The sequence below is a fragment of the Streptomyces sp. NPDC004788 genome, from assembly GCF_053601115.1.
The window spans coordinates 95,083-114,722 of sequence record NZ_JBSGBF010000009.1 but is presented as its reverse complement, the minus strand read 5'-3'; the positions used below and the strand labels follow the sequence as shown (position 1 = coordinate 114,722).

Annotated in this window: 16 protein-coding genes; 3 read left to right on the top strand and 13 right to left on the bottom strand. The window is 69.4% G+C overall.

Annotated elements, in window-relative coordinates; genetic code table 11:
- Window positions 1–74: 74 nt before the first annotated feature.
- From prcA to arc, 6 genes are all read right to left on the bottom strand, one after another.
- On the bottom strand, window positions 75–827 hold the full coding sequence (prcA, locus tag ACWEJX_RS07190; protein WP_451606524.1) for a proteasome subunit alpha: 753 nt from the start codon (window positions 825–827) through the stop codon (window positions 75–77).
- 58 nt (window positions 828–885) lie between these two features.
- Complete coding sequence (prcB, locus tag ACWEJX_RS07185) at window positions 886–1,725, bottom strand: proteasome subunit beta (RefSeq protein ID WP_451606523.1); 840 nt, start codon at window positions 1,723–1,725, stop codon at window positions 886–888.
- Window positions 1,707–2,102 carry an endonuclease domain-containing protein gene (locus ACWEJX_RS07180; RefSeq protein ID WP_451606522.1) on the bottom strand — a complete coding sequence of 132 codons (396 nt, stop codon included), beginning with the start codon at window positions 2,100–2,102 and terminating at the stop codon, window positions 1,707–1,709. Before ACWEJX_RS07180 ends, prcB begins: the two co-directional genes overlap by 19 nt.
- A 61-nt stretch (window positions 2,103–2,163) precedes the next feature.
- Entirely contained in the window at window positions 2,164–2,376 is a 213-nt protein-coding gene (locus tag ACWEJX_RS07175) for a ubiquitin-like protein Pup (protein WP_175439096.1), read from the bottom strand.
- A gap of 165 nt (window positions 2,377–2,541) precedes the next feature.
- Window positions 2,542–4,053, bottom strand: coding sequence for a depupylase/deamidase Dop (gene dop, locus ACWEJX_RS07170; RefSeq protein WP_451606521.1), 1,512 nt, complete (start codon window positions 4,051–4,053; stop codon window positions 2,542–2,544).
- A gap of 165 nt (window positions 4,054–4,218) precedes the next feature.
- Complete coding sequence (gene arc / locus ACWEJX_RS07165) at window positions 4,219–5,985, bottom strand: proteasome ATPase (RefSeq protein ID WP_403797101.1); 1,767 nt, start codon at window positions 5,983–5,985, stop codon at window positions 4,219–4,221.
- Window positions 5,986–6,227: 242 nt separating this feature from the next.
- Here arc and ACWEJX_RS07160 point away from each other — a divergent pair, with 242 nt between their 5' ends.
- Window positions 6,228–6,539: a ferredoxin gene (locus ACWEJX_RS07160; RefSeq protein WP_451606520.1), complete on the top strand. Its 312-nt coding sequence runs from the start codon at window positions 6,228–6,230 to the stop codon at window positions 6,537–6,539.
- 35 nt (window positions 6,540–6,574) lie between these two features.
- On the opposite strand, the gene ACWEJX_RS07155 is transcribed toward ACWEJX_RS07160, so the two are convergent.
- The 3 genes from ACWEJX_RS07155 to ACWEJX_RS07145 all read right to left on the bottom strand — a co-directional run bounded on the left by ACWEJX_RS07155 (window position 6,575) and on the right by ACWEJX_RS07145 (window position 9,437).
- Complete coding sequence (locus ACWEJX_RS07155) at window positions 6,575–7,138, bottom strand: hypothetical protein (protein WP_451606519.1); 564 nt, start codon at window positions 7,136–7,138, stop codon at window positions 6,575–6,577.
- A 219-nt stretch (window positions 7,139–7,357) separates the two neighbouring features.
- A complete protein-coding gene (locus ACWEJX_RS07150) occupies window positions 7,358–8,245 on the bottom strand; it encodes a tRNA (adenine-N1)-methyltransferase (RefSeq protein WP_019884997.1) in 888 nt (295 codons plus the stop codon).
- 58 nt (window positions 8,246–8,303) lie between these two features.
- Window positions 8,304–9,437, bottom strand: coding sequence for a site-2 protease family protein (locus ACWEJX_RS07145; protein ID WP_451606528.1), 1,134 nt, complete (start codon window positions 9,435–9,437; stop codon window positions 8,304–8,306).
- A gap of 227 nt (window positions 9,438–9,664) precedes the next feature.
- Between ACWEJX_RS07145 and ACWEJX_RS07140 the strand changes: the two genes are divergently transcribed.
- Window positions 9,665–10,525: a RecB family exonuclease gene (locus ACWEJX_RS07140; RefSeq protein WP_451606518.1), complete on the top strand. Its 861-nt coding sequence runs from the start codon at window positions 9,665–9,667 to the stop codon at window positions 10,523–10,525.
- Between the two features lie 73 nt (window positions 10,526–10,598).
- Window positions 10,599–11,270: a response regulator gene (locus ACWEJX_RS07135; protein ID WP_132914643.1), complete on the top strand. Its 672-nt coding sequence runs from the start codon at window positions 10,599–10,601 to the stop codon at window positions 11,268–11,270.
- 71 nt (window positions 11,271–11,341) lie between these two features.
- Here ACWEJX_RS07135 and ACWEJX_RS07130 read toward each other — a convergent pair whose 3' ends face one another.
- The 4 genes from ACWEJX_RS07130 to metH form a co-directional block, all read right to left on the bottom strand.
- Entirely contained in the window at window positions 11,342–12,925 is a 1,584-nt protein-coding gene (locus ACWEJX_RS07130) for an ABC transporter substrate-binding protein (RefSeq protein ID WP_451606517.1), read from the bottom strand.
- Window positions 12,926–12,994: 69 nt separating this feature from the next.
- Window positions 12,995–14,584, bottom strand: coding sequence for an ABC transporter substrate-binding protein (locus ACWEJX_RS07125; protein ID WP_451606516.1), 1,590 nt, complete (start codon window positions 14,582–14,584; stop codon window positions 12,995–12,997).
- 437 nt (window positions 14,585–15,021) lie between these two features.
- Window positions 15,022–15,729 (bottom strand): HAD family hydrolase, encoded by a 708-nt coding sequence (locus ACWEJX_RS07120; protein ID WP_451606515.1) that lies wholly within the window; start codon window positions 15,727–15,729, stop codon window positions 15,022–15,024.
- Between the two features lie 141 nt (window positions 15,730–15,870).
- Complete coding sequence (gene metH, locus ACWEJX_RS07115) at window positions 15,871–19,407, bottom strand: methionine synthase (RefSeq protein WP_451606514.1); 3,537 nt, start codon at window positions 19,405–19,407, stop codon at window positions 15,871–15,873.
- Between the last annotated feature and the right edge of the window lie 233 nt (window positions 19,408–19,640).

The following is a 19,640-nucleotide window of genomic DNA, read 5'->3' as shown; positions in this document are numbered from 1 at the left end:
CGCACCCCGGGCGAGGGCCCCTGTTCCGTACGTACCTGTACGGAACCGGGGCCCTCGTCATCAGCCTGCGGCCCCTAGTCCTCCGGGACCTCGTCCGACGGATCGTCCGTCTTCACCACGGACACGTCCTCCGCCTCCAGCAGGCGCTTCAGCTGCCGGCCGACGATCCGCTTGAACTTGCGCTGCTGCGGACGCGTCCGGTCCAGAACCGCCACCTCAAGACGCTCCGCGGGAATCTCCCGCTCCGTGCCGTTGGTGTCCCGGGACAGCGCCTGCACCGCCAGCTTCAGCGCCTCGGCGAGAGACATCCCGTCACGGTGCCGCTGGTCCAGGAAGGAGCTGATCTGCTCCGCGTTGCCACCGACCGCCACCGAGCCGTGCTCGTCGACGATGGACCCGTCGTGCGGCAGCCGGTAGATCTGGTCGCCGTCCGGCTCCGTGCCGACCTCCGCGACGACCAGCTCCACCTCGTACGGCTTCTCACCCGCACTGGAGAAGATCGTGCCCAGCGTCTGGGCGTACACGTTGGCCAGACCGCGGGCCGTGACGTCGTCACGGTCATAGGTGTAGCCACGCAGGTCGGCGTAGCGCACGCCGCCGATGCGCAGGTTCTCGTACTCGTTGTACTTGCCGGCGGCGGCGAAGCCGATCCGGTCGTAGATCTCGCTGAACTTGTGCAGCGCACGCGACGGGTTCTCGCCGACGAAGACGATGCCGTCGGCGTACTGGAGGACGACCAGGCTGCGGCCGCGGGCGATGCCCTTGCGGGCGTACTCCGCCCGGTCGGCCATGGCCTGCTGAGGTGAGACATAGAACGGCGTGGACACCGGCTACCGTCCCTTTCTTCCGGTCTGAAAGGCTTCTACGAGGGCGACGGGCGAGCGGTCAGAGCAGAGCGGCGCGCGGCCCGTCCGGCTGCTCCAGACGCCGCTCGGTGACCGACCGGGCCAGCTCGGAGGACTCCGCCTCCGTGAGCCTGCGGAAGCCCTCGTCGGTGATGACGGTGACGATCGGGAAGATCCTGCGGGCCAGGTCCGGCCCACCGGTCGCCGAGTCGTCGTCCGCCGCGTCGTACAGCGCCTGGACGACCAGCGTGGTGGCCTGCTGCTCGGTCAGGTCGTCCCGGTAGAGCTTCTTCATCGACCCGCGCGCGAAGATCGAGCCCGAGCCGGTGGCGGCGTACCCGTGCTCCTCGGAGCGGCCGCCGGTGACGTCGTAGGAGAAGATCCGGCCCTTCTCCCGGCTCTCGTCCCAGCCCGCGAAGAGCGGGACGACGGCGAGACCCTGCATGGCCATGCCGAGGTTGCCCCGGATCATGGTGGACAGGCGGTTCGCCTTGCCCTCCAGGGAGAGCGTGGCGCCCTCCACCTTCTCGAAGTGCTCCAGCTCCAGCTGGAACAGCTTCACCATCTCCACGGCGAGACCGGCGGTGCCGGCGATGCCGACCGCGGAGTACTCGTCGGCCGGGAACACCTTCTCGATGTCCCGCTGCGCGATCATGTTCCCCATCGTCGCCCGCCGGTCACCGGCGAGCACGACCCCGCCGGGGAAGGTCGCGGCGACGATGGTGGTGCCGTGCGGCGCCTCGACGATCCCCTCGGGAAGCTTCCGGTTGCCCGGGAGCAGCTCCGGCGAGTGGCTCGCCAGGAAGTCGATGAAGGACGAGGAGCCCGGCGTCAGGAAGGCTGCTGGGAGACGCCCGGTGCTCATCTTGTTTGCTTCCACGCGTTTCCCTCCAGGTATGCGATGGCCCGACGAAGGACGTCGGGATCGTCTCCCAACTTTCCGATGGCCGAATTGCAGTTGAAGCACACTACGCCACGGACCCTACCCGTCTCGTGGCAATGATCCACATGCGCGGCCGGGGCTTTTCGACAGCTGCCGCGGAGACCGTGCGGCGACGCGGTCGCGTGGTCTCGCCCAGCCCCTGGGCAGTGCTTGTGCCCCCGTGGGTCGCCGGTCCGGCCTGCCGGCCCGCGGTCTCCGCACGCTTGCGCCGCGGCCCGGCTCCATGGACACCGCAGTGGTGTGGCGAGCCATCCGGCTCGCCCCGCTGGGCCGCGAACGCCCGGCGCGACTTCTCCTCGCCGCGCCGGACGCATCGCTTCACGGCCCCAGCACCAGTCACCCGCCCCTCACCTTCGATTCGAAGGCAAATGGGCTCTACTGGCCACCCTTTTGAACGAAGCTTCGCACGAAGTCCTCGGCGTTCTCCTCGAGCACATCATCGATTTCGTCGAGGACGGAGTCCACGTCGTCGCTCAGCTTCTCCTGGCGTTCCTTGAGGTCGGAGCTCGCCTCCGCCGTGGTCTCCTCGACCTCCTCGGTGGAACGCGTCGCCTTCTGCTGTCCGCCGCCGGTGTCCTTGGTCGCCATTAACCTCACCCCGCTCGAATCGGCCCGCTCGATTGGATCTGTACAAGATCAGACCCTACAAGCCGGGACTGACATCGGCCCCGCAGTTTCTGCAACGTCCGGGCACTGGTCTCATGATTCCCAGTGCCCGGGCATTTCAGCCGCGTTCGGGCTACTCAGAAGTACTCAGCCGCCGGAAAGGACGCGGACCAGTTCCTCCGCGGTCCTGCAGCGGTCGAGAAGTTCCTTGACGTGGTTCCTGGTACCCCGGAGGGGTTCCAGGGTGGGGACTCGCTGGAGGGAGTCCCGGCCGGGGAGGTCGAAGATGACCGAGTCCCAGGAGGCCGCGGCCACGTCGTCCGCGTACTGCTCCAGGCAGCGGCCGCGGAAGTAGGCCCTGGTGTCCTCTGGAGGGTTCGTCTCGGCCCGTTCGACCGCCGGCTCGTCCAGGAGGCGCTTCATGCGCCCGCGGGCCACCAGACGGTTGTACAGGCCCTTGTCGGCGCGTACGTCCGCGTACTGGAGGTCGACCAGGTGCAGCCGGGCGGCGTCCCAGTCGATGCCGTCGCGGCGGCGGTAGCCCTCCATGAGCTCGCGCTTGGCGATCCAGTCCAGTTCGCCGGCGAGGCTCATGGGGTCGTTCTCCAGCCGGTTGAGCGTGTCCTCCCAGCGGACGAGGACGTCCTTGGTCTGCTCGTCGGCGTCCGCCCCGTAGCGCTCGTCGACGTACTTCCTGGCCAGCTCGAAGTACTCCATCTGGAGCTGCACGGCGGTGAGTGTGCGGCCGCTGCGCAGCGTGATCAGGTACTGGAGGGTCGGGTCGTGGGAGACCTGGTGGAGGGTGCGTACCGGCTGGTCGACGGCGAGGTCGACGGTGATGAAGGCGTCCTCGATCATGGACAGGACCAGCGACGTGGTGCCGAGCTTGAGGTACGTGGAGATCTCGGAGAGGTTGGCGTCGCCGATGATCACGTGCAGTCGCCGGTACTTCTCGGCATCGGCGTGGGGTTCGTCGCGGGTGTTGATGATGGGGCGCTTGAGCGTGGTCTCCAGGCCGACCTCGACCTCGAAGTAGTCGGCGCGCTGGCTGATCTGGAAGCCGTGCTCGCGGCCGTCCTGGCCGATGCCGACGCGGCCGGCGCCGGTGACGACCTGGCGGGAGACGAAGAAGGGCGTCAGGTGGCGCACGATGTCCGAGAAGGGGGTCTCCCGCTTCATCAGGTAGTTCTCGTGCGTGCCGTAGGAGGCGCCCTTGTTGTCGGTGTTGTTCTTGTAGAGGTGGATCGGCTGGGCGCCCGGGAGCTGGGCGGCCCGTTCGGCGGCCTCGGCCATGATCCGCTCGCCGGCCTTGTCCCAGAGGACGGCGTCGCGGGGATTGGTGACCTCGGGCGCGCTGTATTCGGGGTGGGCGTGGTCGACGTAGAGCCGTGCCCCGTTGGTCAGGATGACGTTGGCGAGGCCGATGTCCTCGTCGGTGAGCTGGCTGGAGTCGGCGACCTCGCGGGCCAGGTCGAAGCCGCGGGCGTCCCGCAGCGGGTTCTCCTCCTCGAAGTCCCAGCGGGCGCGGCGCGCCCGGTGCATCGCCGCCGCGTAGGCGTTGACGATCTGGGACGAGGTGAGCATGGCATTGGCGTTGGGATGCCCGGGGACGGAGATCCCGTACTCCGTCTCGATGCCCATTACTCGCCGTACGGTCATGCGGCCCTCCTTGCCCGGCGCCGCTCCCCGCAGTCTGCGTGATTCGGCGGTACCCACGAGCCTAGAGCGGCCGCGCGCGTACGGGGAGATCAGAAGCGAATCATTGAGTGGAAAGCGACGGCTGCGGATGCCCGGTTTCCGGACCTCCGCAGCCGGTGCGCGTCACTACAGGTACTGACCGGTGTTGGCCACCGTGTCGATGGATCGACCGGTGTCCGCGCCCTGCTTTCCGGTGACGAGGGTGCGGATGAAGACGATCCGCTCGCCCTTCTTTCCCGAGATCCGGGCCCAGTCGTCGGGGTTGGTGGTGTTGGGAAGGTCCTCGTTCTCCTTGAACTCGTCCACGCATGCCTGGAGGAGGTGGGAGACGCGAATGCCCTTCTGGTCGTGGTCGAGGAATGCCTTGATGGCCATCTTCTTGGCCCGGTCGACGATGTTCTGGATCATCGCGCCGGAGTTGAAGTCCTTGAAGTAGAGGACTTCCTTGTCGCCGTTGGCGTACGTGACCTCGAGGAAGCGGTTCTCCTCGGATTCCGCGTACATCTGCTCGACCACGGACTGGATCATCGCGTGGGCGGCGGCTTCCTTCGATCCGCTGTGCTCGGCGAGGTCGTCGGCGTGCAGCGGGAGGGAGGAGGTGAGGTACTTGGCGAAGATGTCCTTGGCGGCTTCGGCGTCCGGACGCTCGATCTTGATCTTGACGTCGAGCCGGCCGGGGCGGAGGATCGCGGGGTCGATCATGTCCTCGCGGTTGGAGGCGCCGATGACGATGACGTTCTCCAGGCCCTCCACGCCGTCGATCTCGGCGAGCAGCTGGGGGACGATGGTGTTCTCCACGTCCGAGCTGACTCCGGATCCGCGGGTGCGGAAGAGGGATTCCATCTCGTCGAAGAAGACGATGACGGGGGTGCCCTCGCTCGCCTTCTCCCGGGCACGCTGGAAGACGAGGCGGATGTGCCGCTCGGTCTCGCCGACGTACTTGTTGAGGAGCTCGGGGCCCTTGATGTTCAGGAAGTAGGACTTCCCGGCGGGCTGGCCGGTCACCTCGGCGACCTTCTTGGCAAGGGAGTTGGCGACGGCCTTCGCGATGAGCGTCTTGCCGCAGCCGGGCGGGCCGTAGAGCAGGATGCCCTTCGGGGGCCGCAGTTCGTGCTCCTTGAAGAGGTCCGGGTAGAGGTACGGGAGCTCGACGGCGTCGCGGATCAGTTCGATCTGGTTGCCCAGACCGCCGATCTTGTCGTAGTCGACGTCCGGGACCTCTTCCAGGACGAGTTCTTCGACCTCGCTCTTGGGGACCACCTCGTAGACGTAGCCCGACCTGGGTTCCAGGAGCAGGGCGTCGCCGGGGCGGATGGTGATGTCGAGGAGCGGTTCGGCGAGTCGCACGACTCGTTCCTCGTCGGTGTGCCCGATGACCAGGGCGCGCTCGCCGTCCTCGAGGATCTCCTTGAGGGTGACGATGTCCCCGGCGCGCTCGAATTCCATGGCCTGGACCACGTTGAGCGCTTCGTTGAGCATGACTTCCTGGCCCCGCCTGAGCTCGTCGAGCTCGACGCTGGGGCTGACGTTCACTCGGAGCTTGCGGCCCCCGGTGAAGATGTCGCATGTGTCGTCCTCGTTGGCCTGCAGGAAGACACCGAAGCCGGCCGGTGGCTGTGCGAGCCGGTCGACCTCCTCCTTGAGGGCCACGATCTGGTCGCGGGCCTCACGGAGCGTATTGGCGAGCCGCTCGTTCTGCGCGGACACGCCGGCCAGGTTCGTCTGCAGCTCGACGATCCGCTCCTCGAGAATCCTCGTGTGACGCGGAGAGTCGGCGAGCTTGCGGCGCAGGACGGCGATTTCCTGCTCGAGATAGGCAACCTGACCGGCGGGGTCCTCAGACCCCCGCCCCGGCCGGATGCCGCGGTTGATGTCGTCGTCGTGGGCTGCCACGGTCCTCACCTCCTCCAAGGGGAGCTGGACGCTTCCTGACCCTACCTGGGCGGGTGGTGATTGAAACCCCTAGATCAAAAAGACTCCGGGGTGTGTCCGATCTTCACCCTTGCGCTTCCCCTCACGCCAGGGGAATACCCACCGGCGAAGCCCGCAAAAGCGGCCGGAGGTATCGTCATGGGTGGTCAACACCCGTCAGGCTTGGCCCGACTTGTCCGCGTGAAGCAGAAACGGCAGCAGATATGAGCGTGCAGCACGAGGCCCCGGCCGTGGGCGCCGACGAGGCGCTGGAGGTCTGGATCGACCAGGACCTGTGCACGGGGGACGGGATCTGTGCGCAGTACGCTCCGGAGGTCTTCGAGCTCGACATCGACGGGCTCGCGTATGTGAAGAGCGCGGACGACGAGCTGCTGCAGGAGGCGGGGGCGACGACGCCGGTGCCGCTGCCGCTGCTGCAGGACGTGGTGGACTCGGCGAAGGAGTGCCCGGGCGACTGCATCCATGTGCGGCGGGTGCGGGACGGCGTCGAGGTGTACGGTCCCGACGCCGGGTGACGGCTCGGTGACGGCGCTGTGACGGGCCCGGCGGCTCAGACCGCGCGGGCCTGGTCTTGTGCGGTGCGGACGAAGGTTCCCGCACGCCAGCGCCAGGTGACCTGTTCGCTCTGGTCGGGGCAGCAGGTGGGCACGTCGGGGGACGAGTAGCCGAGCAGGGTGGCCCGGACGGCTCCGTCGCGGACGGCGAAGCCGGTCACGTTCTTCTGCTGTGCCGGTTCGACGAGGGTGGCGACGACGCGGGCCGCGGGCGTGCCGGTGCCGTTGCCGTGGGTGAGGACGTAGATGCCGCTGGGCGGTGTGCCGGAGCCGGCTTCGCAGTGTACGACTGCGACGGTCTCGGGGTTTCCGTCGCCGTCGAGGTCTCCGGTGGCCTTCTGGGCGATCTTGCTGGGGGCTCCCCCGCACTGCAGCGGGTAGTGGGCCGTGGTGGCGTCGGGGGCGGGCCGGGGTGCCGGCGGCGCGGCGGTGGCTCCGGCGGGTCCGGGCTGGATGAGGCCCGCGAGGGCGACGACTCCGGCCATCGCGGTGGCGGTGGCCAGCCAGTGCACCGGCCGGGCGTGGGTGTGCGCCAGGTCCGTGACGGCGGAGGTCTGCACGCGAGGAGTCTCCTGTGAGTGGTGCGGAAGGAGGAGTTGCGGGCATCGTGCCACACGTCACAGGCGGGCGGAACAGTCGGGGTGGTTTCCGGTGGGCCGGCCGGCGCGGGGCTGCCGGTCCTGGTCCGGACGCGCGTGTGCCGCCGTCGGTTTCCCGGCCCGTGGGCGGGAACTCCGCGGCGGCACGCGTCCGTTGTCGGGGCGTCAGCCCCGGTGGCGTCAGCCCTTGTTGGGGCCTTCGTAGTCCTCGCCGTAGGCGCCCTTGGCGGGGCGGCGGCGGCGCATCGGGGGCTCGACGCCGTCCGCGAGGCGGCGGGCGGTGACGAGGAAGCCGGTGTGGCCGATCATCCGGTGGTCCGGGCGGACGGCCAGGCCCTCGACGTGCCAGTTGCGGATCATGGATTCCCAGGGCTGCGGTTCGGCGTAGCAGCCGAATTCGCGGATGGACTCCACAGTGCGGGCGAGCTGCGTGGTGGTGGCCACGTAGCAGCAGAGGATGCCGCCGGGGACGAGCGCCTTGGAGACGGCCTCCAGGCATTCCCAGGGGGCGAGCATGTCGAGGATGACGCGGTCGACGTCGGTGTCGGACAGGTTGTCCTGGAGGTCGCCGACGGTCAGCTGCCACGCGGGGTGCGGGCCGCCGAAGTAGCGCTCGACGTTGCCCTTGGCGATCTCGGCGAAGTCCTCGCGGCGCTCGTAGGAGTGCAGCATGCCGCTGTCGCCGATGGCGCGCAGCAGGAAGGAGCTGAGCGAGCCGGAGCCGACTCCGGCCTCGACGACGCGGGCGCCGGGGAAGATGTCGGCGAAGGCCAGGATCTGCCCCGCGTCCTTGGGGTAGACCACGGCGGCACCGCGGGGCATGGACAGGACGTAGTCGGGGAGCAGGGGGCGCAGCGCGAGGTAGGCGACGTTTCCCGTGGTACGGACAACACTGCCCTCGGGAGCACCGATCAGCTCGTCGTGCGGGAAGGAACCCTTGTGGGTGTGGAAGTTCTTCCCGGCTTCGAGCGTGAAGGTGTAGTGGCGTCCCTTGGGATCGGTGAGCTGGACCTGGTCCCCGACCTTGAAGGGCCCGCGACGGCGGGCGGCACCGGTCGGTTCGGACATGTGAGCCACCTTATCAAGCGCTTCCTCCCCTCCGGAGCGCTCGAGCGGTGTACCGGTGTTACGAGGAGGGTCGTGCCATGGCCTTCACGAAGGCCCTCTCCACGTCGGTGGTGGACAGCACGCCGTAGATCTCGCCGCCGTCCTCCACCACCAGGTATTCGGTGGCGGGACTGGCGCGGAGGTGGTCGAGGAGGGGCTGGCCGGTGAGGTCGGCGGGGACCTTCATGCCGTCGGTGAGGTCCTGGGAGAGGGCGCTGACGGCGACCCAGGGGCGGCGGTGCTGGGGGATGCCGGCGATGGCGGTCTCGCGGACGATGCCGGTGGGGGCGCCGTGGCCGTCGACGACGACGAGGGCGCGGGCGCCGGCCTCGTTGGCGCGGCGGAGGGCCTCGGAGAGGGGGGTGGCGGACTCGACGGGGATGGCGCGGCGGGTGAGGGTGCGGGCGCGCAGTTCGGGGAGGTGTTCGCGGAGGCGGGCCATGCGGAGGCTGTTTCCGGCGCCGGTCCAGATGATGGCGGCGAGGATGGCGGCGAGCAGGGCGTCGGTGACGGTGGTGAAGCCGGAGACGTTCTCGGTGTTGTTGCCGAGCAGGCCGGTGCGGGTGAGCAGGGGCAGGCCGATGAGGACGGTGACGGCGAGGGCGCGGCCGACCCAGGCGGCGGCGACGGTGCCGCTCATGGCGTTGCCGGTGATCTTCCAGACGACGGCGCGGAGCATCCGGCCGCCGTCGAGGGGGAGCCCGGGGAGCAGGTTGAAGACGGCGACGATCAGGTTGGAGATCATCAGGCCGCCGAGCAGTACGGCGGGGACGGTGCCGGGTTCGACGGCGTAGAGGCCGGCGTAGAAGATGCCGGCGAGGACGAGGGAGAGCAGCGGGCCGACGAAGGCGAGGAGGAATTCGCGGCCGGGGGTCTCGGTCTCCTTCTCGATCTCGGAGACGCCGCCGAAGAACTGGAGCTGGATGCGGCGCACGGGGAGTTTGAAGCGGAGCGCGGCGAGGGTGTGGGCCAGTTCGTGGACGAGTACGGAGGCGTAGAAGGCGATCGCGAAGAAGAGCGAGACGAGGTAGCGCAGGGCGCCGAGTTCGGGCAGGACGCGGTCGATCTGGTCGCCGAAGACCCAGGTGATGAGGGCGGCGACCAGGAACCAGCTGGGCGCGACGTAGACGGGCACGCCGAAGGGCCGGCCCATGAGGATGCCGCCGCCGGGCTCCTCGGTCCGCTGCGGCTTGGACTCGTCCTGGTTCACGGGTTCCTTTCGTCGCCGAGCTGCTCGGCCCGCGTCACGCGGTCACGGTTCGATCATGTCGATGATGCAGTGCGACGGGTCCTGAGTCGATGGTATTCCGCGCGCGCCCGGTGAACGGATCAGGGTCGGACGGGTACGCGCTGTCAGTGGCGGGCCGTACTGTCTTTGTCATGAGTACGAGCGAGCAGCCGCCGGTGGATTCCTCGGCGGCCCGGACGCCCACGTCGTTGTCGCCGTCGCGGGCGAGTGACTTCATGCAGTGTCCCCTGCTGTACCGGTTCCGGGTGATCGACCGGCTGCCGGAGAAGCCGAGTGCGGCGGCGACGCGGGGCACGCTGGTGCACGCGGTGCTGGAGCGGCTGTTCGACGCGCCGGCGGTGGAGCGGACGGCGGCGCGGGCGAAGGCGCTGATTCCGGGGCAGTGGGACCGGCTGCTCGAGTCGCGGCCGGAGCTGGGCGAGCTGTTCGCGCAGGACCCGGCGGGCGAGCGTCTCGCGCAGTGGCTGTCGGAGGCGGAGTCGCTGGTCGAGCGGTGGTTCACGCTGGAGGATCCGACGCGGCTGGAGCCGGCGGAGCGCGAGATGTTCGTGGAGACGGAGCTGGCTTCGGGGCTGCGGCTGCGCGGGGTGATCGACCGGGTCGACGTGGCGCCGACGGGTGAGGTGCGGATCGTCGACTACAAGACGGGCAAGGCGCCGCGTCCGGAGTACAGCGAGGGCGCGCTGTTCCAGATGAAGTTCTACGCGCTGGTGGTGTGGCGGCTGAAGAGCGTGGTGCCGCGCCGGCTGCAGCTGGTGTATCTGGGCAGCGGGGACGTGCTGACGTACGACCCGGTGGAGGCGGATCTGCTGCGGGTGGAGCGCAAGCTGCTGGCGCTGTGGGAGGCGATCCGGCTGGCGACGGAGACGGGTGACTGGCGGCCGCGGCCGACGAAGCTGTGCGGCTGGTGCGATCACCGGGCGGTGTGTCCGGAGTTCGGGGGCACTCCCCCGGTGTATCCGCTGCCGGTGGTGCCCGCGCGCCCGGTGTGATCCGGGAGCCGCGCCCCGGCAGGGCAGAATGGGTGCCGTTCCGCCCTCCGTCTGAGCTCCTGAGGAGTTGTCCGTGGCTATCCGCGTCCTACTGGTCGACGACCAGCCGCTGCTGCGTACCGGTTTCCGGATGATCCTGGAGGCGGAGCAGGACATCGCGGTGGTGGGTGAGGCCGGTGACGGTCTGCAGGCCCTGGACCAGGTGCGGGCGCTGCAGCCCGATGTGGTGCTGATGGACATCCGGATGCCGCGGATGGACGGGGTGGAGGCGACCCGGCAGATCACCGGTCCGGGCCGGGACGGTCCGGCGAAGGTGCTGGTGCTGACGACGTTCGATCTGGACGAGTACGTGGTGGAGGCGCTGCGGGCGGGGGCGAGCGGCTTCCTGTTGAAGGACGCTCCGGCGACCGAGCTGGTGCAGGCGATCCGGGTGGTGGCGGCGGGCGAGGCGATGCTGGCGCCGTCGATCACGCGCCGGCTGCTCGACAAGTACTCGGCGCATCTGCCGTCGGGCGAGGAGCAGGTTCCGGACACGCTGAACACGCTGACGGACCGTGAGGTCGAGGTGCTGAAGCTGGTGGCGCGGGGTCTGTCGAACGCGGAGATCGCGGCGGATCTGTTCGTCAGCGAGACGACGGTGAAGACGCACGTGGGGCATGTGCTGACGAAGCTGGGTCTGCGTGACCGGGTGCAGGCGGCGGTGTACGCGTACGAGAGCGGTCTGGTGCGTCCCGGCGCGCAGTGATCGTCTGACGGTGTGCGAGAGGGCCCGGTGCGCGGTGTGCGCGCCGGGCCCTCTTCGTGCGGCGGGCCGGGTCAGCCCTTCTTGATCTCCCAGAAGCGGAAGACGGTGGAGGTGTCGAGGGTCCATTCGAGGCCGGTGACGGTGTCGCGGGCGACGGCGTACTGCTTGCCCTGCCACAGCGGCAGGAAGGGCAGCTGTTCGGCGACGATGTCCTGGACCTTGCCGAAGTCGGCGGCGGTGGCGCCGCGGTCGGCGGAGGCGGCGGTCTTCGGGATGAGCTCGCCGGTGATCTTGGCGTTCTCGTAGTGGTTGCCGAGGACGTTGCCGTCGCCGAAGAAGGGAGCGGTGAAGTTGTCGGCGTCGGGGTAGTCGGGGACCCAGCCCTTGACGTAGACGCCGTACTTGCCGGCCTCGATGTCCTTCTCGTACTGGCCGTACTCCACCGACTTGGCGTCGGCCTGGAACAGGCCGCTGTCGTTGAGCTGCTGGGCTATCGCCTTGACTTCCTGGTCGGTGCCGGGGCCGTAGCGGCTGGGGGTGGACCAGAGGGTGAGCTTGACCGGGGTGGTGATGCCGGCCGAGCGCAGGGCCTTCTTGGCGGCTTCCTTGTCGGGGCTGCCGTAGGTGTCGAAGAAGGCGGTGTTGTGGCCCGCGATGCCGGCGGGGACGATCGAGTAGAGCGGGGTGGCGGTCGACTTGTAGACGCCCTGGACGAGCGCGTCGCGGTCGACGAGGTGGGCGATGGCCTTGCGTACGCCGAGCTTGCCGGCGACCGGGTCCTTCATGTTGAAGACCAGGTGCTGGACCTCGGCGCTGCTGCCCTGGACGACTTCCAGGCCCTTGTCGTCGGTGCTGGTGGAGCCTTCGGTCGCGGCGATGTCGTCGGCGGACAGGCCACGGTAGGCGACGTCGATCTCGCCCGCGGACAGGGCCTTGGCGAGGCGTTCGCGGTCGCCGCGGTAGAGCTTGAGGCTGACGCCGCCGTTCCGCAGCTTGGCGGTGCCCTGGTAGTTGGCGTTGGCGGAGAAGTCGGCCTCGGTGTCGCTGAACGAGTCGAGCTTGTACGGGCCGGAGCCGACGGCCTTGCCGTCGGTGCGCAGCTCGGTGGCGGAGTACTCGCGGTGGTCGACGATGGAGCCGGCGCCGGAGGCGATCTTGCTGGGGAAGGTGGCGTCGGGGACCTTGAGCTTGAAGACGACCGTCTTCTCGTCGGGGGTCTCGATGCTCGCGATGGTGGACAGCAGCGGGGCCGGGCCGGACGGGTCGTTGATCTTCAGCGCGCGCTCGAAGGAGAACTTGACGTCCTCCGAGGTGAGCGGGTTGCCGTTGGAGAACTTGAGGCCCTCGCGCAGGGTGCAGGTGTAGACCCTGCTGCCGGCGTCGAAGCCGCACTTGTCGGCGGCCTCGGGCTCGGGAAGGGAGCCGCCCTTGGGGAAGGCGAGCAGGGACTGGAAGACGTTGTTGAACAGCAGCCACGAGCCGGGGTCGTATCCGGCGGCGGGGTCGGTCGCCAGGATCTCGTCCGACATGCCGACGCGGATGGTGGGGCCGGCCGCGCCGGCGTCACCGCCCTGTTCGGTGCCGCAGCCGCTGAGCAGGGTGGCTGCCAGGCCGGCCGCGAGCGGGGCGGTCAGCCACTTGTTGTGTGCCTTCACAGAACTTGCCTCTTGATCTCTTGCCAGGCCGGCCGCGGGGGTGTCGCGCGGCCGGTACGAACGAAGGGGTCAGGCGGTGCCGCGGCCGAGCTCCCACAGGAGCAGGTCGGAGGAGGTGTTCAGCGACCATTCGACGCCGGTGATGTCGTCGCGGGCTGCCACGTACTGCTTGCCCTGCCACAGCGGGAGGACGGGCACGTCCTTGGCGACGATCTTCTGGATCTGCTCGAAGACGGGGGTCGCGGCGGTGCGGTCGGCCTCGCGGCGCGACTGCGGGATCAGCCGGTCACGGACGGACTGGTTGACGTAGGGGGTGTTGAGGAAGTTGTCGCTGTCGAGGAACGGGGCGACGTAGTTGTCCGGGTCCGGGTAGTCGGGGAACCAGCCCAGGCCGTAGACGGCGTAGTCGCCGCGCTTCTGGGCCGGGCGGAACTTGGCCCATTCGGTGCCCTGGACCTGGACGTCGAAGAGCTTGCTGCTGTTGAGCTGGCCGCGCAGGGCCTCGAACTCCTGGGCGGTCTCGGAGCCGTAGTGGTCGGTGGTGTAGTGCAGGGTGACCTTGACCGGGGTCGGCACGCCGGCGTCGCGCAGGATCTTGGCGGCCTTCGCGGTGTCGGGCTCGCCGTAGGTGTCGATGAACGAGGTGGCGTGGCCGGTGACGCTGGACGGGATCAGCGAGTAGAGCGGCTCGGCGGTGGGGCCGTACACCTTGCTGACCAGGGCGCCGCGGTCGATGACGGAGGCCATGGCCTGCCGGACGGCCTTGTCCTTGACGGCGGGGGCCTTGGTGTTGAAGCCGAGGTAGCGGATCTCGAGGCCGGGGACCTCGGTGAGGTTGATGCCGTCCTCGGGCTTCTCGGTGTGCTCCTTGATCTGCACCTGCGACATGGCGCGGCCGGCCACGTCGATGGTGTCGTCGCGCAGCGCCTTGTCCATGCTCGCGGCGTCGTCGAAGGGGCGCAGCTCGACCTTGTCGTTGCGCATGGTGATGTCGCCCTTGTAGCGGGCGTTCTTGGTGAAGACGAACTTCGTCACCTTGTCGCCGGCGACCTCGGCCTTGAGGGTGTACGGGCCGGAGCCGTCGACCTCGAAGCCCTTGCGCAGGGCCTTGCCGTCGTACTTGTCCTTGCTGAGGATGCCGGCGACGGGGGTGGAGATCTTGTACGGGAAGGTCGCGTCGGGCGTCTTGAGGTGGAAGATCACCTCGCGGTCGCCGTTGGTCTCGACGGTGTCGATGCCGGCGAGGAGGGCTGCGGTGCCGTTGTCGGACTTGATGGCGAGGACGCGCTCGACGGAGAACTTGACGTCGTCGGCGGTGACGGGGGTGCCGTCGGCGAAGGTGAGCCCGGAGCGGAGCTCGCAGCGGTAGCTCTCGCTCTCCTTGTCGGTGAAGGCGCAGCTCTGGGCGGCCTCGGGGACGGGCCGGCCGCCGCCGCGCGGCACGTGCATGAGCGTCTGGACGGTCTGGCGCAGGATGTTCCAGGCGCCGGTGTCGTACGCGTAGGCGGGGTCGAGCGGGGCGGGTGCGTCCGTGGTGGCGACGAACTGGTCCGTGGTGCCGACGACGATGGCCTTGCTCTTGCCGTCGCCGCCGCAGCCGGCGAGGAGGGGCGTGAGCAGGGCTGCCGTGAGGGGCAGCACCAGGGTCTTGCGGTTCATCGGGACGATCTCCTTCACCGGCACGGGGTGACGGCCGGCAGTGGTACAGCGACTTCGGTCACTCCGCCGGCCGCCCGGTCGGGGCGGGGCGATCGGGCCGTGAAGGGGTGCGATCGGTCCTGTGGACGCGGCGACTTGGGTGTTCGCCGGGGCACTCGGAGGGTGCGGCGGAGTACTCGCGAAAGCCTAGTGGGCGGCGCCGCCGCCGCCGGACGGGGCGAGTCCGCGTGATGATCACGGGACGCCCATGAATACGGTCCGTTCGATACCCATACATGGGAACGATTCGTACGTGGATGATCGAATCGGGACACTTGGGCGGGGTGTAACCGCCGGTTTCGGGACACTGCACGCAGACAGGCCACCCGCCGGTCGGCACTCTGCGTGACCAACGTCACGCGGGGGCTTTTCCGGTGGACGGCCTGAGGGCGGCCGGCTCAGATCGTGTGCGGGCCGGCGATGAGCGTGCGCAGGAAGGGCACGTCGACCTCTTCGAGGGAGCGCACGACGACCCGGCCGGCGGAGGCTGCGATGGGGGCGACGGAGGGCACCGCGACCACCCGGCAGCCCGCCGCCTCGGCCGCGGCGACGCCGGTCGCGGTGTCCTCGACGACCGCGCACAGCGCCGGGTCGGCGCTCACCCCGCGGGCGGCGGTGAGGTACGGCTCGGGGTGCGGCTTCGTACGGGACACCTCGTCGCCCGCGACGGTCAGGGTGAAGCGGTCGCGGCCGAGCGAGGCGAGCACCCGGTCGATGATCCTGCGGTGCGAGGCGGAGACCAGGGCGGTCGGGATGTTGTGCCGGGCCAGCTCGGCCAGGAGACGCTCGGCGCCCGGCATCAGCGGCACGCCCCGGTCGATGCGCTGCTCGAACTTCTCGTTGAGCAGCACGGTGAGCTCTTCGAGGGTGATGTCGGCGCCGGTGGACTCGATGAGATAGCCGGCGCTGCGCGTCATCGGGCCGCCGACCACGACGTCCCGCCATGCCTCGTCGAGGCGGTGCCCGAGGTCGGCGAAGACCTCCACTTCCGCGTCCCACCAGAAGCCCTCGGTGTCGACGAGGGTGCCGTCCATGTCGAGGAAGACCGCCTGCAGGGCGGAGCTGCCGTGGGCACGGAACAGGGACGCGGGGACCGTACTGGTCATCCGGCACACCTCCATGGAGGGACGAAGAGGCCGGCCTCCCAACCCGCAAGGGGGGTGGGCGACCGGCCTGCACTGGACCAACCAGTGTACGTCGCGTCGACTTACAACGCAGGGATTTACCTCTGCATCGTGAGCGGACGATTACCGCGCGTTGAAGTACTTCGCCTCGGGGTGGTGGATCACGATGGCGTCGGTGGACTGCTCGGGGTGGAGCTGGAACTCCTCGGAGAGGTGGACGCCGATGCGCTCGGGCTGGAGCAGCTCGGCGATCTTCGCCCGGTCCTCCAGGTCGGGGCAGGCGCCGTAGCCGAGGGAGAAGCGCGCGCCGCGGTACTTGAGCGCGAACATGTCCTCGACGTCGGCGGGGTCCTCGCCGCCGAAGCCGAGCTCGGCGCGGACCCGGGCGTGCCAGTACTCGGCGAGGGCCTCGGCCAGCTGCACGGACAGGCCGTGCAGCTCCAGGTAGTCGCGGTAGGAGTCGGACTCGAACAGCTTGGCCGTGGCCTCGCCGATCCGGGAGCCGACGGTGACGACCTGGAGGCCGACGACGTCGGTCTCGCCGGACTCCTCCGGGCGGAAGAAGTCGGCGAGGCACAGGCGGCGGCCGCGGCGCTGGCGCGGGAAGGTGAAGCGGGTGCGCTCGTTGCCGGAGTCGTCGAGGATGATCAGGTCGTCGCCCTTGGAGACGCAGGGGAAGTAGCCGTGCACGACGGCCGCTTCGAGCAGGTTCTCCGTGTGCAGGCGCTCCAGCCAGCCGCGCAGCCGCGGGCGGCCCTCGGTCTCGACGAGCTCCTCGTACGACGGTCCGTCGCCGGCCCGGTTCTGCTTGAGGCCCCACTGGCCCTTGAAGAGCGCGCCCTCGTCGAGCCAGCTCGCGTACTCCTTGAGCTGGATGCCCTTGACGACCCGGGTGCCCCAGAACGGCGGGGTGGGCACCGGGTTGTCGGTGGCGACGTCCGAGCGGCCGCCCGGCTCCGGCTCGTCGACCTGGAGGGTGGCGGCGCCCTTGGCGACGCGGCGCTGCTTCAGCTCGGGCAGGGTCGCGCCGGGCACGCCGCGCTTGACGGCGATGAGGGCGTCCATCAGGCGCAGGCCCTCGAAGGCGTCGCGGGCGTAGCGGACCTCGCCCCGGTAGATCTCGTGCAGGTCCTGCTCGACGTACGCCCTGGTGAGGGCCGCGCCGCCGAGGATCACCGGGTACTTGGCGGCCAGCTCGCGCTGGTTCAGCTCCTCCAGGTTCTCCTTCATGATCACGGTGGACTTCACCAGCAGACCGGACATGCCGATGACATCGGCCCGGTGCTCCTCGGCGGCCTCCAGGATCGCGGAGACGGGCTGCTTGATGCCCAGGTTGACGACGTTGTAGCCGTTGTTGGAGAGGATGATGTCGACGAGGTTCTTGCCGATGTCGTGGACGTCGCCGCGGACGGTCGCCAGGACGATCGTGCCCTTGCCCTCGGCGTCCGACTTCTCCATGTGCGGCTCCAGGTAGGCCACCGCGGTCTTCATGACCTCGGCGGACTGGAGCACGAACGGCAGCTGCATCTGGCCGGAGCCGAACAGCTCGCCGACCACCTTCATGCCGTCGAGCAGCGTGTTGTTGACGATGTCGAGGGCGGGCGTGGTGGTCAGGGCCTCGTCGAGGTCCGCCTCCAGGCCGTTCTTCTCGCCGTCGATGATCCGCCGCTTCAGGCGCTCCTCCAGCGGGAGCGCGGCCAGCTCCTCGGCCTTGCCGGCCTTGAGGGACTTGGCGGTGGCGCCCTCGAAGAGGGCCATCAGCTTCTGGAGCGGGTCGTAGGCCGGCTCGTCCCCCTGCGCGGGGCGCCGCCGGTCGTAGATGAGGTCCAGGGCCGTCTGCACCTGCTCCTCGTCGAAGCGGGCGATCGGCAGGATCTTCGACGCGTGCACGATCGCCGAGTCCAGGCCCGCCTTGACGCACTCGTCGAGGAAGACGGAGTTGAGCAGGATGCGGGCGGCCGGGTTGAGGCCGAAGGAGATGTTGGACAGACCGAGCGTGGTCTGCACGTCGGGGTGACGGCGCTTCAGCTCGCGGATCGCCTCGATGGTGGCGATGCCGTCCTTGCGGGACTCCTCCTGGCCCGTGCAGATGGTGAACGTGAGGGCGTCGATGAGGATGTCCGACTCGTTGATGCCCCAGTTCCCCGTCAGGTCCGCGATCAGCCGCTCGGCGATGGCGACCTTGTCCTCGACCGTGCGGGCCTGGCCCTTCTCGTCGATCGTCAGGGCGATCAGGGCGGCGCCGTGCTGCTGCGCCAGACGGGTGACCTTCGCGAAGCGGGACTCCGGGCCGTCGCCGTCCTCGTAGTTGACCGAGTTGATGACCGCGCGGCCGCCCAGCTTCTCCAGGCCGGCCTCGATGACGTCGACCTCGGTCGAGTCGAGGACGATCGGAAGGGTGGAGGCGGTGGCGAAGCGGCCGGCGAGCTCCTTCATGTCGGCGACGCCGTCGCGGCCGACGTAGTCGACGCAGAGGTCGAGCATGTGCGCGCCCTCGCGGATCTGGTCGCGGGCCATCTCGACGCAGTCGTCCCAGCGGCCCTCCAGCATGGCCTCGCGGAACTTCTTGGAGCCGTTGGCGTTCGTCCGCTCGCCGATCGCCAGGTACGAAGTGTCCTGGCGGAAGGGGACGGTCTGGTACAGCGAGGCGGCGCCCGGCTCGGGCTGCGGCTCGCGCACCGGCGGGACGAGGCCGCGGACGCGCTCGACGACCTGGCGCAGGTGCTCGGGGGTCGTACCGCAGCAGCCGCCGACCAGGTTGAGGCCGTACTCGGCCACGAACGTCTCGTGGGCGTCGGCCAGCTCGGCCGCGGAGAGCGGGTAGTGCGCGCCGTCCTTGGTCAGGATCGGCAGGCCGGCGTTGGGCATGCAGGACAGCGCGATGCCGGCGTGCCGGGCGAGGTAGCGCAGGTGCTCGCTCATCTCGGCGGGGCCGGTGGCGCAGTTCATGCCGATCATGTCGATGCCGAGCGGCTCCAGGGCCGTCAGCGCCGCACCGATCTCGGAGCCGAGGAGCATGGTGCCGGTGGTCTCGACGGTGACCGAGGTGATCAGCGGGACCCGGTAGCCGGCGACCTCCATGGCGCGGTGGGCCGCGATGACGGCGGCCTTCGTCTGGAGGAGGTCCTGGGTGGTCTCGACGAGGAGGGCGTCGGCGCCGCCGGCCAGGAGGCCCTCGGCGTTCTGCTGGTAGGCGTCGCGGATCGTGCCGTACTCGACGTGGCCGAGGGTCGGCAGCTTGGTGCCGGGACCCATGGAGCCGAGGACCCAGCGCTGCTGTCCGGTCTTCTCGGTGTACTCGTCGGCCGCCTCGCGGGCGATCCGGGCGCCGGCCTCGGACAGCTCCTGGATGCGGTGCGCGATGTCGTACTCGCCGAGCGCGGAGAAGTTGCAGTTGAAGGTGTTGGTGCCGACGCAGTCGGTGCCGACCGAGAGGTAGGCGTCGTGGACCGAGCGGACGATGTCCGGGCGGGAGACGTTGAGGATCTCGTTACAGCCCTCGAGCTGCTGGAAGTCCTCCAGAGAGGGGTCCTGGGCCTGGAGCATGGTGCCCATCGCTCCGTCGGAGACGACGACCCGGGAGGCGAAGGCCTCGCGCAGGGCGTCGGCCCGCTGGGCGGCGGTCGCGGGGACGGCGGAAGGGGTCGGCGACGAGGCCATGGAATGAGCTCCCTGGGATGCGACGGCTGTCGGCTTTGCACTCTCGGCGGAGGGTGCACGGGCCCAGAGTAACCGCGCGGACGCCGGGGTGGACATGGGGTTCCAGCTGGTGGACGGCATCCTGTGTGCGGGGACTCCCGGTACGGCCCGTTCTTGGACGACACTGTCAGGTGTGACGCAAGGTCGGCATCGACCGATAGTGTTCAGCATTGTCGAACAGCATGTGGTGAGAA